The organism is Clostridium sp. (genome assembly GCF_026168755.1).
In the GTDB taxonomy this organism is placed as follows: domain Bacteria; phylum Bacillota; class Clostridia; order Clostridiales; family Clostridiaceae; genus Clostridium.
This window is the reverse complement of record NZ_JAPFDR010000014.1, coordinates 1-15,533: the sequence shown is the minus strand read 5'-3', so window position 1 is coordinate 15,533 and position 15,533 is coordinate 1. Positions and strand designations below refer to the sequence as shown.

General features: G+C 27.9%; 18 protein-coding genes and 1 tRNA gene. 4 read left to right on the top strand and 15 right to left on the bottom strand.

Annotated features, from left to right (window positions below; all coding sequences use genetic code 11):
• Window position 1: 1 nt before the first annotated feature.
• From Q0Y03_RS07305 to Q0Y03_RS07265, 9 genes are all read right to left on the bottom strand, one after another.
• Window positions 2–1,483 carry a type IV secretion system DNA-binding domain-containing protein gene (locus Q0Y03_RS07305; RefSeq protein ID WP_297713183.1) on the bottom strand — a complete coding sequence of 494 codons (1,482 nt, stop codon included), beginning with the start codon at window positions 1,481–1,483 and terminating at the stop codon, window positions 2–4.
• A complete protein-coding gene (locus tag Q0Y03_RS07300; protein WP_297713182.1) occupies window positions 1,484–2,509 on the bottom strand; it encodes a hypothetical protein in 1,026 nt (341 codons plus the stop codon). It abuts the gene before it with no gap.
• A 44-nt stretch (window positions 2,510–2,553) separates the two neighbouring features.
• A complete protein-coding gene (locus Q0Y03_RS07295) occupies window positions 2,554–3,102 on the bottom strand; it encodes a hypothetical protein (RefSeq protein WP_297713181.1) in 549 nt (182 codons plus the stop codon).
• A gap of 600 nt (window positions 3,103–3,702) precedes the next feature.
• Complete coding sequence (locus Q0Y03_RS07290) at window positions 3,703–4,185, bottom strand: hypothetical protein (RefSeq protein ID WP_297713180.1); 483 nt, start codon at window positions 4,183–4,185, stop codon at window positions 3,703–3,705.
• A gap of 23 nt (window positions 4,186–4,208) precedes the next feature.
• Window positions 4,209–4,367, bottom strand: a complete 159-nt coding sequence (locus Q0Y03_RS07285) for a hypothetical protein (RefSeq protein WP_297713179.1) — start codon at window positions 4,365–4,367, stop codon at window positions 4,209–4,211.
• Between the two features lie 16 nt (window positions 4,368–4,383).
• Complete coding sequence (locus Q0Y03_RS07280) at window positions 4,384–4,611, bottom strand: hypothetical protein (protein WP_297713178.1); 228 nt, start codon at window positions 4,609–4,611, stop codon at window positions 4,384–4,386.
• Window positions 4,612–4,709: 98 nt separating this feature from the next.
• Window positions 4,710–5,762, bottom strand: coding sequence for a DnaD domain protein (locus Q0Y03_RS07275; RefSeq protein WP_297713177.1), 1,053 nt, complete (start codon window positions 5,760–5,762; stop codon window positions 4,710–4,712).
• A gap of 4 nt (window positions 5,763–5,766) precedes the next feature.
• Entirely contained in the window at window positions 5,767–6,066 is a 300-nt protein-coding gene (locus Q0Y03_RS07270; protein ID WP_297713176.1) for a helix-turn-helix domain-containing protein, read from the bottom strand.
• Complete coding sequence (locus Q0Y03_RS07265; RefSeq protein ID WP_297713175.1) at window positions 6,056–6,268, bottom strand: helix-turn-helix transcriptional regulator; 213 nt, start codon at window positions 6,266–6,268, stop codon at window positions 6,056–6,058. Before Q0Y03_RS07265 ends, Q0Y03_RS07270 begins: the two co-directional genes overlap by 11 nt.
• Before the next feature lie 151 nt (window positions 6,269–6,419).
• Between Q0Y03_RS07265 and Q0Y03_RS07260 the strand changes: the two genes are divergently transcribed.
• The gene (locus Q0Y03_RS07260; RefSeq protein WP_297713174.1) at window positions 6,420–6,854 is read left to right on the top strand and encodes a helix-turn-helix domain-containing protein; all 435 of its coding nucleotides are present in this window, start codon (window positions 6,420–6,422) and stop codon (window positions 6,852–6,854) included.
• A gap of 12 nt (window positions 6,855–6,866) precedes the next feature.
• On the top strand, window positions 6,867–7,967 hold the full coding sequence (locus Q0Y03_RS07255; RefSeq protein ID WP_297713173.1) for a site-specific integrase: 1,101 nt from the start codon (window positions 6,867–6,869) through the stop codon (window positions 7,965–7,967).
• Between the two features lie 43 nt (window positions 7,968–8,010).
• On the opposite strand, the gene Q0Y03_RS07250 is transcribed toward Q0Y03_RS07255, so the two are convergent.
• The 4 genes from Q0Y03_RS07250 to Q0Y03_RS07235 form a co-directional block, all read right to left on the bottom strand.
• On the bottom strand, window positions 8,011–8,655 hold the full coding sequence (locus tag Q0Y03_RS07250) for a hypothetical protein (RefSeq protein ID WP_297713172.1): 645 nt from the start codon (window positions 8,653–8,655) through the stop codon (window positions 8,011–8,013).
• A gap of 2 nt (window positions 8,656–8,657) precedes the next feature.
• Window positions 8,658–9,923 carry an ATP-binding protein gene (locus Q0Y03_RS07245; protein ID WP_297713171.1) on the bottom strand — a complete coding sequence of 422 codons (1,266 nt, stop codon included), beginning with the start codon at window positions 9,921–9,923 and terminating at the stop codon, window positions 8,658–8,660.
• Between the two features lie 234 nt (window positions 9,924–10,157).
• Window positions 10,158–10,232: transfer RNA gene (locus Q0Y03_RS07240), tRNA-Arg, on the bottom strand.
• A 96-nt stretch (window positions 10,233–10,328) separates the two neighbouring features.
• On the bottom strand, window positions 10,329–11,174 hold the full coding sequence (locus Q0Y03_RS07235; protein WP_297713170.1) for a staygreen family protein: 846 nt from the start codon (window positions 11,172–11,174) through the stop codon (window positions 10,329–10,331).
• 157 nt (window positions 11,175–11,331) lie between these two features.
• On the opposite strand from Q0Y03_RS07235, the gene Q0Y03_RS07230 reads away from it, so the two are divergent.
• Together Q0Y03_RS07230 and Q0Y03_RS07225 are read left to right on the top strand one after the other, a co-directional pair.
• The gene (locus Q0Y03_RS07230; protein WP_297713169.1) at window positions 11,332–12,051 is read left to right on the top strand and encodes a lysophospholipid acyltransferase family protein; all 720 of its coding nucleotides are present in this window, start codon (window positions 11,332–11,334) and stop codon (window positions 12,049–12,051) included.
• Between the two features lie 436 nt (window positions 12,052–12,487).
• Complete coding sequence (locus Q0Y03_RS07225; RefSeq protein ID WP_297713168.1) at window positions 12,488–14,095, top strand: DEAD/DEAH box helicase; 1,608 nt, start codon at window positions 12,488–12,490, stop codon at window positions 14,093–14,095.
• A gap of 20 nt (window positions 14,096–14,115) precedes the next feature.
• Here the strand turns inward: Q0Y03_RS07225 and Q0Y03_RS07220 are convergent, their stop codons facing one another.
• On the bottom strand, window positions 14,116–14,421 hold the full coding sequence (locus tag Q0Y03_RS07220; RefSeq protein WP_297713167.1) for a hypothetical protein: 306 nt from the start codon (window positions 14,419–14,421) through the stop codon (window positions 14,116–14,118).
• A 59-nt stretch (window positions 14,422–14,480) separates the two neighbouring features.
• Complete coding sequence (locus Q0Y03_RS07215) at window positions 14,481–15,371, bottom strand: polysaccharide deacetylase family protein (RefSeq protein ID WP_297713166.1); 891 nt, start codon at window positions 15,369–15,371, stop codon at window positions 14,481–14,483.
• Window positions 15,372–15,533: the final 162 nt, after the last annotated feature.

The window sequence follows — 15,533 nt, the reverse complement described above, 5'->3', positions numbered from 1 at the left end:
ATTAACTCACCATCCTAATTTTTATCCTTGCGTGTCTAAACTTAGGTACTTTTATAAATACTATAGCTTCCCCAATCGTAAGCTCTCCAAAATCCCTAGCCTTGTAATAAAGTTCTTCTTCAAGAGTAGCACTTAAACTATCACTCATTTGTTGGTTTTCTCCAGACTTACCTTTAGTAATTGTTGTTTTATATAAATCTTGAGTACCTACACCTTTTGATAATTCCTCTTGTGATGCCGATACATCTTGCCTTAAAGCAATCTTAACATTTGTATTACCCCATATTTGACGTAATAACTTTTCATCACCATTTATAATCATATCTGCTAATTCTTGAGTTCCCATAATATTTCTAAATCCATATGACCTAGTTTTATTAATTAAATTAACAATTATCTCACTTGCAAATACATTAAATTCATCAAAAACAGTATATATTTGCTTATCTTTGCCAGAGAACCTTGGAGCAACAGTTTTTAAATCTGCTATAATCAATCTACCCAACATTTGAGCATAAACAGAATACTTCAAACTATCTAATGAGAAGAAAACTATATCATTATTCTCAATGCTTTCCATCAAGTCAATTACATTAGGGTCTTGAGTATCAACAAATAACTCTCCTAATTCACTTTCGGCTACAGTCTTTAATCTACCTGCATACCCATTAACTGCTTTTACATCAGCTTCTGCCAAAATAGGCAACATAAAATTAGCTTTACCATCTAGTTGTGGTACTAAATTTTCCATTACTTCAATACTGAAAGCCTTAATTAAAATCTGTAAATCAATAACCTCATACCCCAATAGCTCCTTAGCTTCTGGAAGTAATAAAACTCTAAATACACCTTGTAAAAATCTTTCGGCTTGGTTTTTGTAATACTCTTCTGACCATTCAAAAATATCAATTAACTTATCTTTTAATTCAGTATATTGACCATGCCTTAAAGGGTTGTAATGTAATGATTTATCAGCTTCACAACAGAACAATTTAAAGTTTCTATTATACCTATCACACATCTCTTTATATTCATTGGGAAACTTAGGGTCGCCCTTACCATCAACAATAATAATAGGGTGATTATTTGTTAAGGCATATTCTAATAATGTTTTTATACACTCTGTTTTACCCGCTCCAGTTGCTCCAACAATTAAACACATAGCATTTAACTCTTTAGGTGAAACAAAAAAATCATCAAAACCTTTAATATCTTGACCTAATAAAATACTGGTCTTTTTCAATAATTCTTTTTCTTCATCAATAGTTACTAGAGTTTCCCCAAAAGGTGTTTTATTCCCTTGTGGTGCTTCTGGTGTATAACTATCCTTTTCCTTTGGTGGAGTTATATAATTATCCTTATCATATTCTGGAGCTACATTTTCATTAGGATTGTATTTTTTTAAATCCTTTGTAGTAAAGAACATTTGATAAATAACCCCTCCAATAATTAAAACTATGATTATTTCTAATAATCCACTCAATTAATTCCCTCCTTTTAAGTGTTCATTTAAAGCTTGTAGCCTATTAACAACAGTTTCATCAACAAAATTAAACTCACTATCTCCCTTGGTGGAAACTTTGATATATCCCTCAATATCACTAAATACCTTATATTCAATTTTCTTAACATTACTAATAACTAAATTTTCCTTAGTTTTAATATTGCTATTTAAATATTGAGAGTTCTTTTTATCAATAACCCCCATAGCTCTATCACTTATTCCCCTTAAAATAACTTTCCTATCCTCACTTAAAGTAACTATTTCAAGAGAAAAATTACAACAATTCAACAAATTATTTTTTCCAGTAGTACCTACATTATTTAAAAATTTAGATATTAACCTCAAAACTCTTAAAATTGGGTTTTCATCTGTTTCTTGATTAAAGTCAAACCATACAAATTCAAGATTAGAATTTTTAAATTCATTTGATGGCTCATAATTTTTAATAAATATAGCATTTCTATCCCCTAAAATTTTAAGCTTAGTTTTTAATCTTTCTACATATTCATCTTTTATAATTTTTCCTAAGTGAATATTGGAAAACCTATCTTTTTGAAATACTTCCCTAGCTATAGATATGAATAAGTCAAATGCTTCAAGTGAAGATATGCTATTAATATAATGGCTTTCCCTAATTAGATATTCAAAAGAATACACACTATTCATTATTGGTCTAAATCCTGGCTTATTTAATAATCTATTTATTTTAAGTTCGTTCAGCTCCAATTCATAAGATTTATATTTCAAATACTTTAGAGCTGTACTTTTTAAATAAACATATTTATTATTATTTAGCTGTTCTGTTCCTACCAAAAGTAACTCCTCAAGCTTTTTTATTTCTCTAAAACCCTTTGATTTATTTCCAAACCATTTATAAATTTGCTGAAATAATGCATAGCCCCCGCATTCATTAATCTTTTTTAACAATTCTTCATATTTCAATTCAATCTCTAGATATGTATGAGGATCAATAATATCTGTTCTAACCTCTATTTTGTACCCCACATTAATTCATTCCTCCTTTTTAATAAGGGCATATGCCCCAAAAACTATACCAAAATTGTGTTTCCTGCAATCATATTTCCATTCGAAACCTTATTGTTAATAGTTTCTTGTGTGTACTTATGTCCTATAACTTCAATAGCAAAGCTTTCTCCATTTAACTCAACTACTGCATCAACACAATCTCCATTAGGCAATATTTCTTTATTTTCAATATATACTTGCGTTTCATTTTTCCATATAGCATTAGGATATTGTTTCATAACTTGATAATAAGCTTCTGTGAGCTTCAAATCGTGAGTTACTTGATTTAAATTTGACTTGTAGAAATACTGTATGCCTAAATTGTTTTGACAATAGGATTTCCCTTTAGTATCAATTCTTACAACCTCTATCATTTGCCCCCCAACAGGATTAGCTTTTTCAATTTTTATATAACCAGACTTTTCAAGCTTAACAAGTCTATCCCTATTTAAATCACAATGCGATTTAGCTTGTTCTATAGTTGATAATCCAGTATTAGATATTTGCTTTAATAGTCTCATATCCCTATTAGTCATTACTTTAACTTTGGTTGACTTTCTCCCCCTTGCCATTACTTATCTCCTCTCAAAAGTTTAGTCATTGAAAAATTAATAGCTACTAAATAGTTTCTATGAAATAAATACAATTTGAAGAATATTAATTTTTTCATTAATGAACCCTTGTCCTACAATTATGTTCTTTAGAACATTAAGGGCATATGCTTACAAAATATTTTTGAAAAGTATTTTTCAAAAATACTAGCTTATGCCAAAGGCATAATTACAAAAAATGCGTTAGCATTTTTTAAAATGCAGTTGGCTGCCGCCCCCACTTATAAGGTCTAAAAGTCAGCTTGCTGATCTACGAAGTAGCCCGTAGGGTTTTAGCACCGTTCCATTAGAGTGTTCTTGAACGACTAAGGGGTCCCAAAGAATTATAAGTAATCGAAGTATAACGAGATTATTTATAATTTTTTGGGGTCGTTCCTAGAACCTCTTATGGATATAAGTGGGGGCGGAAGCCTACACAACGGTGAAACACAATTTTGTGTGAAAATCGTTATTTCAATAACTAGCATAGTTTTGATGTAACACTATATGTGGAACTGCTGACTTAATCAGAATTTCATATTTCTGTTATTATAAAGCAAATAACTTCTATATACCTTAAGTTTAAATTTCAAATCTAACTTGATAATCACTATACTCATTTATCTTTTTAAGATATTTATAATTTAGTGTTTTATATAGCTTTTTATCATAACAATGAACTTTTATAATGCCCTTATCTATATATGCACTTTCAACCATTCTACCTATAACAGATGGTAATTCCTTATTATCTATAGCCATTAAAACACCTTTGTAAAAATCTCTTACTTCATCACTTCTAGTTCTATCTAAAACCATTCTCTCAAGACGTAATTCTGCTTCTATTATTGTAGCTATTATGTCATCTTTTATATTCTTATCCATAACTGATATCAATGTTTGTGTTAAATCAGCACAGAAACTTGTCGTTTTCTCATTAATCTTCTCTAATATATCTTTATTAATCTTCTCAAGTTCATCTTGTCTTTGAATTATATATCCAAACTTTTCAAGTATTAAATCAGACTTTTTTTCTAATTCTTCTATTTGCTTTTCCAAACTCATCTTTCTATATCTCCTACCATAACTTAAAAATTTATTAACCTATATAGCTCTTGTTCAATTTGAATAATAGGTTTTTCAATGAATTTTCCAAGCTTATCTTTTAAATTACTAACTGTTCCTGGCTGTACCATATACATTCCACCTATACAAACTATTATTAATTTCACTAAAGCTTTCTTCATAGTCAGTCCTCCTCACCTATAGACTAGTATCATCCGTATGATATAAGTAAATTATTGTTGCTAACTTATACTTATTAATTGGTAAATATGGCTCTATTTCTGACCAACCTACCTCAACAAAAAAATCATCAAACTCAACCTCTATATACTTTTCTATTTTACTTTCTTCAATTGGCTCTATAATTCTATACTCTATAATTTCACTTTCTATTTGCTCTATCTTCTCTAAACTCCCTTTTGACATTATTCCTCCTACTCACCTAGCAAAATTCCCCTATAAATTTAGAAAAATAATATATGTTATATTTTTATTCAAAGTGGGATATACATTCTAATTTTTTATTAACTCTTGCTTGCAATATTCATACTACTTTCTAATAACAATCTCTCATGCTCTTCTATCTGCTTTATTCTTTTCAAACTTAACTTTGCTTTGCTAATCCTTTTGCTATTATTACTTGTATAGTTATTCTCTGGAACTTCCTTATCCCATCCTAATAACCTTTTTTCTAGCTTGTCATAATCATACTCTCGTGCTTCAAAATTATTAAAAGACATAGGATTTATATCACTATTACTACTCTTCATTGGAATAGATTTAATTAAGGTTTTATTCCTTTTTTTATTTTCTTCTCCCCTCTTAATTAAAGCTATCTCAACTTCCTCTATTGTTTTAAATCCTTTACTTCTCCAATCTTCTAATAATGAAATAATATACTTAAAACTTTTAATGCGTCTTTTTGATAATTCTATTATTGCCCTTTCTAAAAAATCATCTCCATATTCTCTACCTAATCTTATTAGTTCATCCAATTCAAACTGAGTAATATTTGCATTTATATAGTATTTATAGCAATTTAATATCTCATTATTTAGATTAATTACTTTAACCGTTTCTTTATTATTTAATATAGATATATTTTTAGATATATTTTTAGATAATGTATTGTCTAGTGTATCTTTTAATGTATTTTTTATAATATTATCTCCTACTGTAACGCCAGTGTTTTCAGTATTTTTACCATATTCTTTACTGTAATTTCTACCATATCCTTTACCATATTGATAATTTAATGCTATAATACTTGCTTCATGCCTACTTTTAGACTTATTTACCCAATCAATAAATTCTTCATCTTCAAGTTCTCTAATGATACGCTGAAGTTTTGTTCTCTTAATATTCAATACTTTTTCAAATACAGAGTAACTAAAATAACTTTGTAAGTTATCCAACCCTTTATATTGTTCTTGAAAATTAGTATTTAAAATAATTAGTATTAATGTATCAGCTTTATCCCTATCCTCGAAGAACATATCTCTTATGGTTTTATCTATGGCTCCAAAAAATATATATTTCCCCTCATGCTTTGATTTTTCACTAACTACTTCACTCATAAATCTACATCCCAACTATATTTTCTAATGTTCCTACTATGTTTCTAAATGTTGCAATTTGCATTTCACAGTTTTTCACTTTTGCTTCTAACTCTTTTATATATAATTGCATTTCCATACTTTTTGAATCTCCAACTATCCCTAAATACTTATTTACTTCCTCCGTATATATCCTCCATGACTTTCCTATTTTTACTCCATTTATTTTTCTTTCCCTTAATAATTGTCTTGCATAAGTAACAGTTATATTTGCTTTTTCACTAAATTCTTGTACTGTTAACATTTCTTTTTCACTATTCATCATTGTTTCTTTCCTCCTTTTGCGAAAAAAATAGCTCTTCAATACTACACTCTAAAATATCTGAAATTTTTTTCATCAATTCATTATTAGGGTTCCTAGCTATACCTTTTTCGATAAGTCTTATATACTCACGAGAAACTCCTACTCTTCTAGCTAACTCATTTTGTTTAATCTTTCTTTTTAATCTTTTCTCCTTTACCCTCATATTTTCCCTCCTGTTTGACAAATGACATTTGTTATTTTTAGTATATATTGACAAACAACACTTGTCAATATATACTTTATTAATTTTTGACAAATGATACTTGTCATTGCATAATATAAATATGATGTAAAAAGGAGTCAGTGAATTTAAAATGCATAATTTAAGTACAAATATAAAATTATTAAGAAAAATAAATAATATAAGTCAACGAGAATTAGGAAGAAGAATAGGTAAAAGCGGTCAATATATTTCACATTTAGAATCAACCCCTACTGCAAGTCCTAGCTTAGACGTAATTTTTTCTATAGCTAAAGTATTCAATGTGAGTGTAGATGAACTAACAGGACTTACTTATGATATAAATTCATACGAAGAACGACCTCATAATTATTCTGAAATAACTCATAGAGAACATCTAGATATAATTACTGAAAACTTAAATCTAGAATCAGCTTTTCATTTAATATTAAAAGAATTAAATTGTGATTTTTCTTTGATGGATAAATTAGATTATGAATTCTTCGAAACTTCTTTATTAAGATATGCTAAATTTTTATATACCGAAATACTTAATAACAAAAAATAAGGGTGAAATCGTATGGCAAGTTATAAACAATTAAACAAATACAATTGGCAGGTTGTAATTTCCCTTGGGTATGATGAAGCTGGTAAAAAAAGAAGAGTTAAAAAGCAAGGATTCAGAACTAAGAAAGAAGCAGAAGTATTTGTAACAGAAACATTGACTAAGAAAAACCATGGTTACATTGCTCCAACAAATACTAATATACTGTTTAAAGATTTTATTACTCAATGGTTTAATGATTATAAATCATTAAGTATAGGAATAAACACTAGAAGCAATTATTTAAGTAGAATAAATACTCATATAATTCCTAAATTAGGTCATTATAAGCTAGTTGATATTACTAATAATATAATTCAAAATTTTTATAATGATTTAATTAATAGAGAAAATCTAAATCCATCAAGTGCAAAAAAAATACTTGAAACGCTTAATAATTGTTTCAAATATGCACAAAAAAATAAATTGATATATACAGTTCCTACAGAAATAGAAACAATAAAATCACAAAAAAAAGAAATTGAATTTTGGACTGAAGAAGAATTGAAATTTTTCTTAAAAGAAATAAAAGATACTTATTTATATACTCCAATATTGATTGCTGCCATGACAGGAGTTAGAGTTGGTGAATTATGTGGTATTAGATGGTGTGATATTGACTTAGAAAATGGCTATATAAATATTAATAACCAAGTTATACAAGATAAAATCTCCAAGGAATTAACCCTATCATCCATTTTAAAGACTTCTACAAGTAAAAGAAGTATTAGTATACCTAAAATACTAATAAACAATCTAGAGCTTATTAAGAGTCAAACTACACCTAACGAGTATGATTTTGTTATACTTAATCGACAAAATACTATGTGTAATCCTAGAAATATTTCAATGGAGTTTACAAAAAAAGTAGCTAAGTACCCAAATATGAAACAAATTTCAATTCATTCATTAAGGCATACCCATGCTACTCTACTAATTTTTAATGGTGAAAATATCAAAGTAATATCTGATAGATTAGGACATAAAGATATTTCTATAACTTTAAATACTTATACTCATATTATTGATGATATGAAAAAGGATACTGCAACTCTATTAGATAAAATATTTGTTTAAAAGGAACTAATTTTTCTTATACTAAAGTTAGTTCCTTTACCTCTTATTCCTCTATTATTTTATTTATATCTGTTATCCATGAAACATCATCACTTGATAGGTATTTAATAAACTTAATAAAATTACTACTCCCCTTTTGTGTATCATCCTGCCCTAAATTCTCTATTCTCGTTTTCATTGAATAATAATTTTCAACAGTAATTCCTTCAAAAAGTGCTTTTCTATGTTCTGCCTTTCCTTTATAGCAACTTACTCCTATTGATTCTTCTATTATTGGGGCATTTACCTTTTTACTATTAGAAGTCAACATAACTTCCTTCCAATGCATAATTATTATCTGCATTGTACACGGATTAGCAAAATATATAATCTCATTTATAACTTTATTCCCTAACTCAAGTCCATGAAACTCACATACTTTTCTCTTTATATCAATATATTGTTCATATGGTTTCTTCTCTGTATCACAAAATATTAAAATAATATCAAAAGAACCATTTTGGTATTTATCTTGATATCTAGCAAAAACATTTCCATTTCCGGTCGCATTTTCTAAATAAATATCGTACTTACTATCCCATACATTTAGCTCTTTTATTTTTTCAAGATATTCATATTCTTCATATCCCTCACATATTACGCATACTTTTTTTCGCTCGTCAATTCTCGGTAACCTTATCTTGTTCATCTTTACCTCTCATTTTTATTGTCTTCACTTATATCAATCAATGTGTTTATAAATTCTGGCTCAGGTATTGCTGCAAGCAATCCTTTCTTATATTTTTCTATAATATCACTAGTATCTCTTACTCCCTTCTCTGCTGTAAACTCTGCTAATGAATACAAGTAAAATCCATCAGTATCCTTATGAACAAACCAAATTTGTTCCTTTCTAAGCAACCTCTTACAATCCATTAAATTTATATCATGTACAGTAAAAATTAATTGTGATTTTTTATTCAGTTCATTATTAAACATAGCAACTATAGCTCTTGTTAGTTTAAAATGTATACTACTATCAAGCTCATCTACAACCAAAACTTTTCCTTCTTCCAGACTCTCTATTATATAACTTGCTAAAGCTGTTATCTTCTTTGTTCCTGTAGAATCAAATCCCATGCTAGGAACAGTAACCCCTTTATACACAGATGCCAGTCTTATATAATCTTTAACACTATCAGGAAGATTTAAAACTTTTTCCTGTATATTATTTTCCTCATCAACATCATCTATTTCTATTTCATCCCAATCAAGGAACTTAAAATCTTCTAAATATAAATCCGCATTTTTTATTAAACCTACAACTTTATCTTGTAATTTATTTTTATTTTTCATCATTTCTATAGTTTTTTTCATTGGTATATTATTCATATCAATTATTTCAATTTTGTTTGCAATCTCTCTTAATATAGTTTTAATTTTTTGTAAATCTTTAAACTTACTTACATCCATTTGATAGAATAATAAATCGCTTTTAGATATTAAAGGAATCATCTTCTTTAAGTCTTCATCTTCATATTCATATTTTTCATTAACGCAATCTTTTAGAAATACAATATTATCTTTTTCATTTCCATATGTATCTTTTGTTATTTCAATAAATTTTTCATAAATAAATTCTTCTTCTCTTGTATCATATTTAAAATCATAAGAATACTTATTACCATTTAATAAAAACGTAATTCCAAGCTCTGATATACTACTATCAGTGAAAATATTATCTCGTATCACACTTCTTTCCTGCAATAATACATTTTTAATACTCCTAATACATTTAATAATACATGTTTTTCCTGAATTATTAGCTCCATATATTCCAATTGTTTTCAATACATTAAAATTTTTTTCAGTATATACATTTGAAGAAAACTTTTTATTTCTCATATCTGCTTTCATAGAAATACTGATTTGATCCTCAAATGCAAAACAATTTTTAGCTCTTATTTCAATAATCATATTTAATCCTCCTAGTCCTCTCAAATTAATTATACACACTTTTATATTTTTTATGCAACTTTTTTACACAAAAAATTATTTTTAATATATACTATGCTCTCTATTAAAATTTGATACTTAATCCTGTATATATCGAGTAAAAAAATTCAAATAATTTTTTAGTCCCTTTTCAGTCCCCTATAAAATAGAAGAAACGGCTTAATCACTGCGATTAAGCCGTTTCTTTGTTATATATGGTACTCCCAACAGGCATCGAACCTGTATCTATCCCTTAGGAGGGGACTATTCTATCCATTAAACTATGAGAGCACGCATCTTAAATTATATTATAAAATAACTTATCTTCATAAAAATAAGTTATTTTATATATATTTTATTACAACATTTAGTGTATGTCAATTTTTTCTACTTATACCTAGGGTTTTTAACATTTTTTATTTTTACTCCATTTTCATTAATTAAAAATGTTATTATCATATTATTATAAAAAGGAGGTCTCTTACCGACTTTAAGTCCAATTACTATTTCATATTCCTCACTACAAGGCCCATAAGTATTTACAGCTTTTGCATCAATTATTTCTGATCTCCTTATGCAATAAGGTGTATTCTTTCCAAACAAAGTATATACTTCACTACTTATATATTTATCTAAAATAGTTATTAATGCCATTTCTATAGCACTATCTCTTTTCTTTTTTTTCTCATTCACAGCCTTCATATATCCTGGATTCTGTACTGGTGGCAATATTGGAAATGGATTAAACTTATAATTTATCGATTCATTTCTGTATCTTTCAGATTTATATTTATAATCTTGTACCTGTCCCCATTCTTCTAATGTGTCATACTCACTAAATTTTGAATTAAATTTCACTCTAATAGGTGCTTCATATAACTCTTTATTATTTTCAAAGAATAAATTATCTCCATATATTATCGCCATTAATGCTAAAGTAAGCTCTCGCCTAAATATTTTATCTCTATTAACTGTATTCCCAATCTCTTCACCATTATCAATCTCTAATGTAATAAGCAAATATTCTTTATCATCCTTTTCCCAACTTCCTAAAACTTCATCTCTAACATTATAATTAATCTGATCTAAATCATAATTCTTTCCTATTGCTAAAAACAAGTCACCACTTTCATCAGAATGTGTCAATGTATATTTTCTCGGAAATAATAAATTATTTGCTCCTATTTCATCTTTATAACTTACATTTAATTTATTTGGTTGAAATTTAGTCACTATAATATACCTCTAAAAAAATTCTCTCATCTTTAATTAATATATGACTTTGTTCCTATTTAGTTTATTAATATTTTCTACTTCAAAATATATTACTCTCAACTTATATTTATAGTATACTTTATTTATATTTAAAATTTTGAGGAGTGACAAAACAATGATAAGAACTATAATTTGGTTTATATGGTTTGTATTAAGCTTGATAATTAGCATACCATTCATGTTTAGGGCTAAATATTTAATTAAGAAAAATAGAATTGAGGAAAGTGAAGCTTTAATATATAAGTGCACTAACATATGGGCAAATTCACTACTAAAATTAGCTGGAGTTAAAGTTAATGTTCATGGAATAGAAAACATTCCTAAAGATAAAACAGTATTATTTGTAGGTAATCACCAAGGTAACTTTGATATTCCAATATATATTACTCAAATTCCAAAAGTAATAGGATTTATTTCAAAAATAGAAGTTGAAAAAATACCACTAGTAAGAACTTGGATGAGCCTTCTACACTGTGTTTTTATGGACAGAAGTAATCTTAGAAAATCAGGTGAAGCAATAATCAAGGGCGTTAAAAATCTAAAAAATGGTCATTCAATTGTAATATTCCCTGAAGGAACTAGAAGTAAGGGTGGGCCAATAAAAGAATTTAAAGCTGGTAGTTTTAAGCTAGCTACTAAGTCAAAATCTCCTATAGTACCAGTAACTATGGACGGCTCTTTTAAAATAATGGAACATGGTAATGGACCTTGGATTAAGCCAGCTACTGTTAACCTTTATTTCCATCCAGCAATTGAAACTTCAAATTTGACTAAAGAAGAACAAGATATTTTACCTAAAACTGTTCAAAGTATAATTGCTTCAAAAATTTCTTAATAAATTTTAAAAGGTGAGTTAAAAACTAACTCACCTTTTTATATTATAACCATATAGATATATATTCCTCTGAAGGAGTTATTCTATTGCAAAAAAATAGAGTACATAGGTAGACATAACTTCCCACATACTCCATGACACAATAACACAATATTTAAAATTTAAGTAATGACTATTTCCATTGCATATTTTGAACTATTTTTCGCTAATTGTCAATTATATTTTTGAGGTATTTTTATTTTTTTTAAAATTTACCTCATAAAAACATTTACATTTCGTCTTATTTCAAAAATAAACAAGTATTTCATATTTTACAATAAATACTTAGTGCATTAATTATGTTTTTGCTATATACTTAATAAAGTCGATTAATTAGAATAATTATTTAAATAATTTGAAATAAATAAAAAAATATATGAAAAAAAGAGGATACTATATGACGAAATTAACATTTAATGATTTAGGCTTAAAGGAGAGTTTAGTGAAAGCTATAGATGATTTAGGCTTTACTACTCCATCTCCAATTCAAGCCGAAGCAATTCCAGTTGCCCTTTCGGGTAAAGATATTATAGGTCAAGCTCAAACTGGTACAGGAAAAACAGCTGCATTTGGTCTACCTATGATAAACAATTTAAAAATAAAAAATGCTATTGGTTCAATAATCTTAGCCCCAACAAGAGAATTAGCAATACAAGTACACGATGAATTAGTAAAATTAACTAAGTACGAAAAATTAAACATCGTTGCTGTATATGGTGGAGCACCTATTCATCTTCAAGCTAGAGATTTAAAAAGAGCTAACATAGTAGTTGGTACTCCAGGTAGAGTTTTAGACCACATAAGAAGAGGAAATTTACCTTTATCATCAGTAGAATTCTTAGTGTTAGACGAGGCTGATGAAATGCTAAACATGGGATTCATTGATGATATGGAAGAAATAATGAAGAGTATTCCTGAAGAAAGACAGACTTTATTATTCTCTGCAACAATGCCACCTCAAATCAAGAAATTATCAAAAAAATATTTAAAAGAAGATGCACAACACATAGTTATTGCTAAAAAAGAAATGACTGGTTCTACAATAAAACAAAACTTCTTTGAAGTTAATGGTACTCAAAGATTAGAAGCTCTTTGTAGATTAATAGATTTTGATAATCCATCAGCAGGTATCATCTTCTGCAGAACTAAAAAAGGTGTTGATGATTTAGTTGCTACAATGCAAGCTAGAGGATACATGGTTGAAGGTATGCATGGAGATATGTCTCAAATTCAAAGAATGAAAACTCTTGCTAAATTCAAAAACGGTTCATTAAAATTCTTAGTTGCTACAGATGTTGCTGCTAGAGGAATTGACGTTGATGGTGTAACTCACGTATTTAACTATGAGTTACCTCAAGATATTGAATCTTATGTTCACAGAATCGGTAGAACTGGTAGAGCAGGTAGAGAGGGTACTGCTTACAGTATAATTACTCCAAAAGAATTTGGATTCCTTAGACAAATAAAAAATGTAACTAAAGGTAATATCGAAAAAGGAAATGTACCTACAGTTCAAGAAATATATAACGCTAAATTTAAATTAATGGCTAATGAAGTTGCATCAATAATAGAAGCTGAAGATTATTCAAAATTTGTAGATGTTGCTACTGAATTAACTGAAAATCATGATTCTGTTAAAGTAATTGCTTCATTACTTCAAAGCCAATTTAAAAATCAATTATCTTTTGATTATTCAAGTGATAAACTTGAAGCTCCTAAATCAAGCAAGGAAAATTATGTTAGACTATTCTTCTCTGCTGGTAGAAGAGATGGCTTAACTATTAAGACATTAATAAACTATATAAAGAATAATGCTAAGGTTGGAGCATCTCAAATAAGAGATATTGATATAATGGAAAACTTCGCATTTGTTAATGTAGACAATACAATTCACAAACAAGTTCTTGAAAAATGTACTGGTGGAAAGATTAACAAGAGAAGAGTTAACGTTGAAGTTTCAACTAATAACAAGAAAAAAAGAAGTAATAACAGAAAAAAAGCTTAATAAAAAAGATAAGGAAGTAGTTACTTCCTTATCTTTTTTTTGACACCTTCAATTAAATATTCTAAATGACTTACATCAAAGTTTGCTCTCTTTATCATTTTTAATCGTTCTTCTGCTCTTTGTATAGTTTCTAAAGCTTCTGAAAAATCTTTTCCTTTGATAGCACTATTTGCATATTCTATTAGATAATCTACCTTTAATGCCATTTCTGCTAAATCTTCTCTATCTTCATTTACTAATTCAATTAAAAGATCATAGACTTTTGGTGATACCTTATTTCTAGAATCCCTTAATAAATTATTATTTCTACTAGTTATTTTAGCCATTAATTTACCTCCGAAAGTATCATATTTATTAGTTCATCTTATTATATTATAACTTATGCCTAATAAATATACTCAGAAAATATTGAGGCAAAACTTTCTATGCCCATTGGAGATATTCTAACCCTTTTTAATTGGTATAAACCATCACCTACAGAGCTTATTCCTCCTTGAGTAGTAGTTGCAGCCTTAATACCTAATTCCTTTTCAATCTCAATAGTTTCATCATTATATTTTCCAACAGGATAACATAAATAATTAGCATCAGATCCTATATTATTTCTTAAGAAATCCTGACCTCTTTTAATGGCATCGTAAGCATCTTCTCTAGATAACTTATCTAATTCTAAATGATTAGCTGTATGATTTTGTATTGACATTCCAGCTGTCTGCATTTCCTTTAACATGTCTGAGGACATATAATATCCATCATCCACTCCATCAGTTATAACAAAAAACGTGGCCTTTAACCCATGATTTTTTAATGTTGGAAAAGCACTAGTATAGTTATCAGAATAACCATCGTCAAAAGTTATTACTACAGGTCTTTTAGGCACTTTTCCTGTTTCCATAGCCTCTAAGGCCTCATCTAAGTCCATTGCAGTAAATTCATTTGCTTCTAACCACGCCATTTGCTCTTCAAACATACTTGGTGGTACTAATAAATTATTACTAGGATCAGCATCACTTATAGAATGATACATAAGGATAGGGATTCTAACTTCTTCTGGTGCAATATTTATGTACTCAACTTCTTTTTCTTCTACTTTACTTTCTTCTTCCTTATTTTCTTCTTGAGTATCTTGTTCCACATTTTCATTATTATTATCAGTTTGTTGTTCTTGATTTTTAGTTGTATCTAATTGCTTATTATTTTCTTGATTTTTTCCACAAGAAACAATTCCAAAAATCATTAACAACATAAATGATATTATCATTAAAAATTTTTTCATAATTTTTTCTCCTTTTTTTTTAGGTTAGTGTAAATTTTTCTACACTACTTCTCTTTTTAAATCTTTATATATCAAGGTTTCGCAAGTTTTTTTGTATAAAAAAACAACGACCCCCTAATTTCATGTTAAAATTGAATCTCTTACAAAACAAAAATAACCATG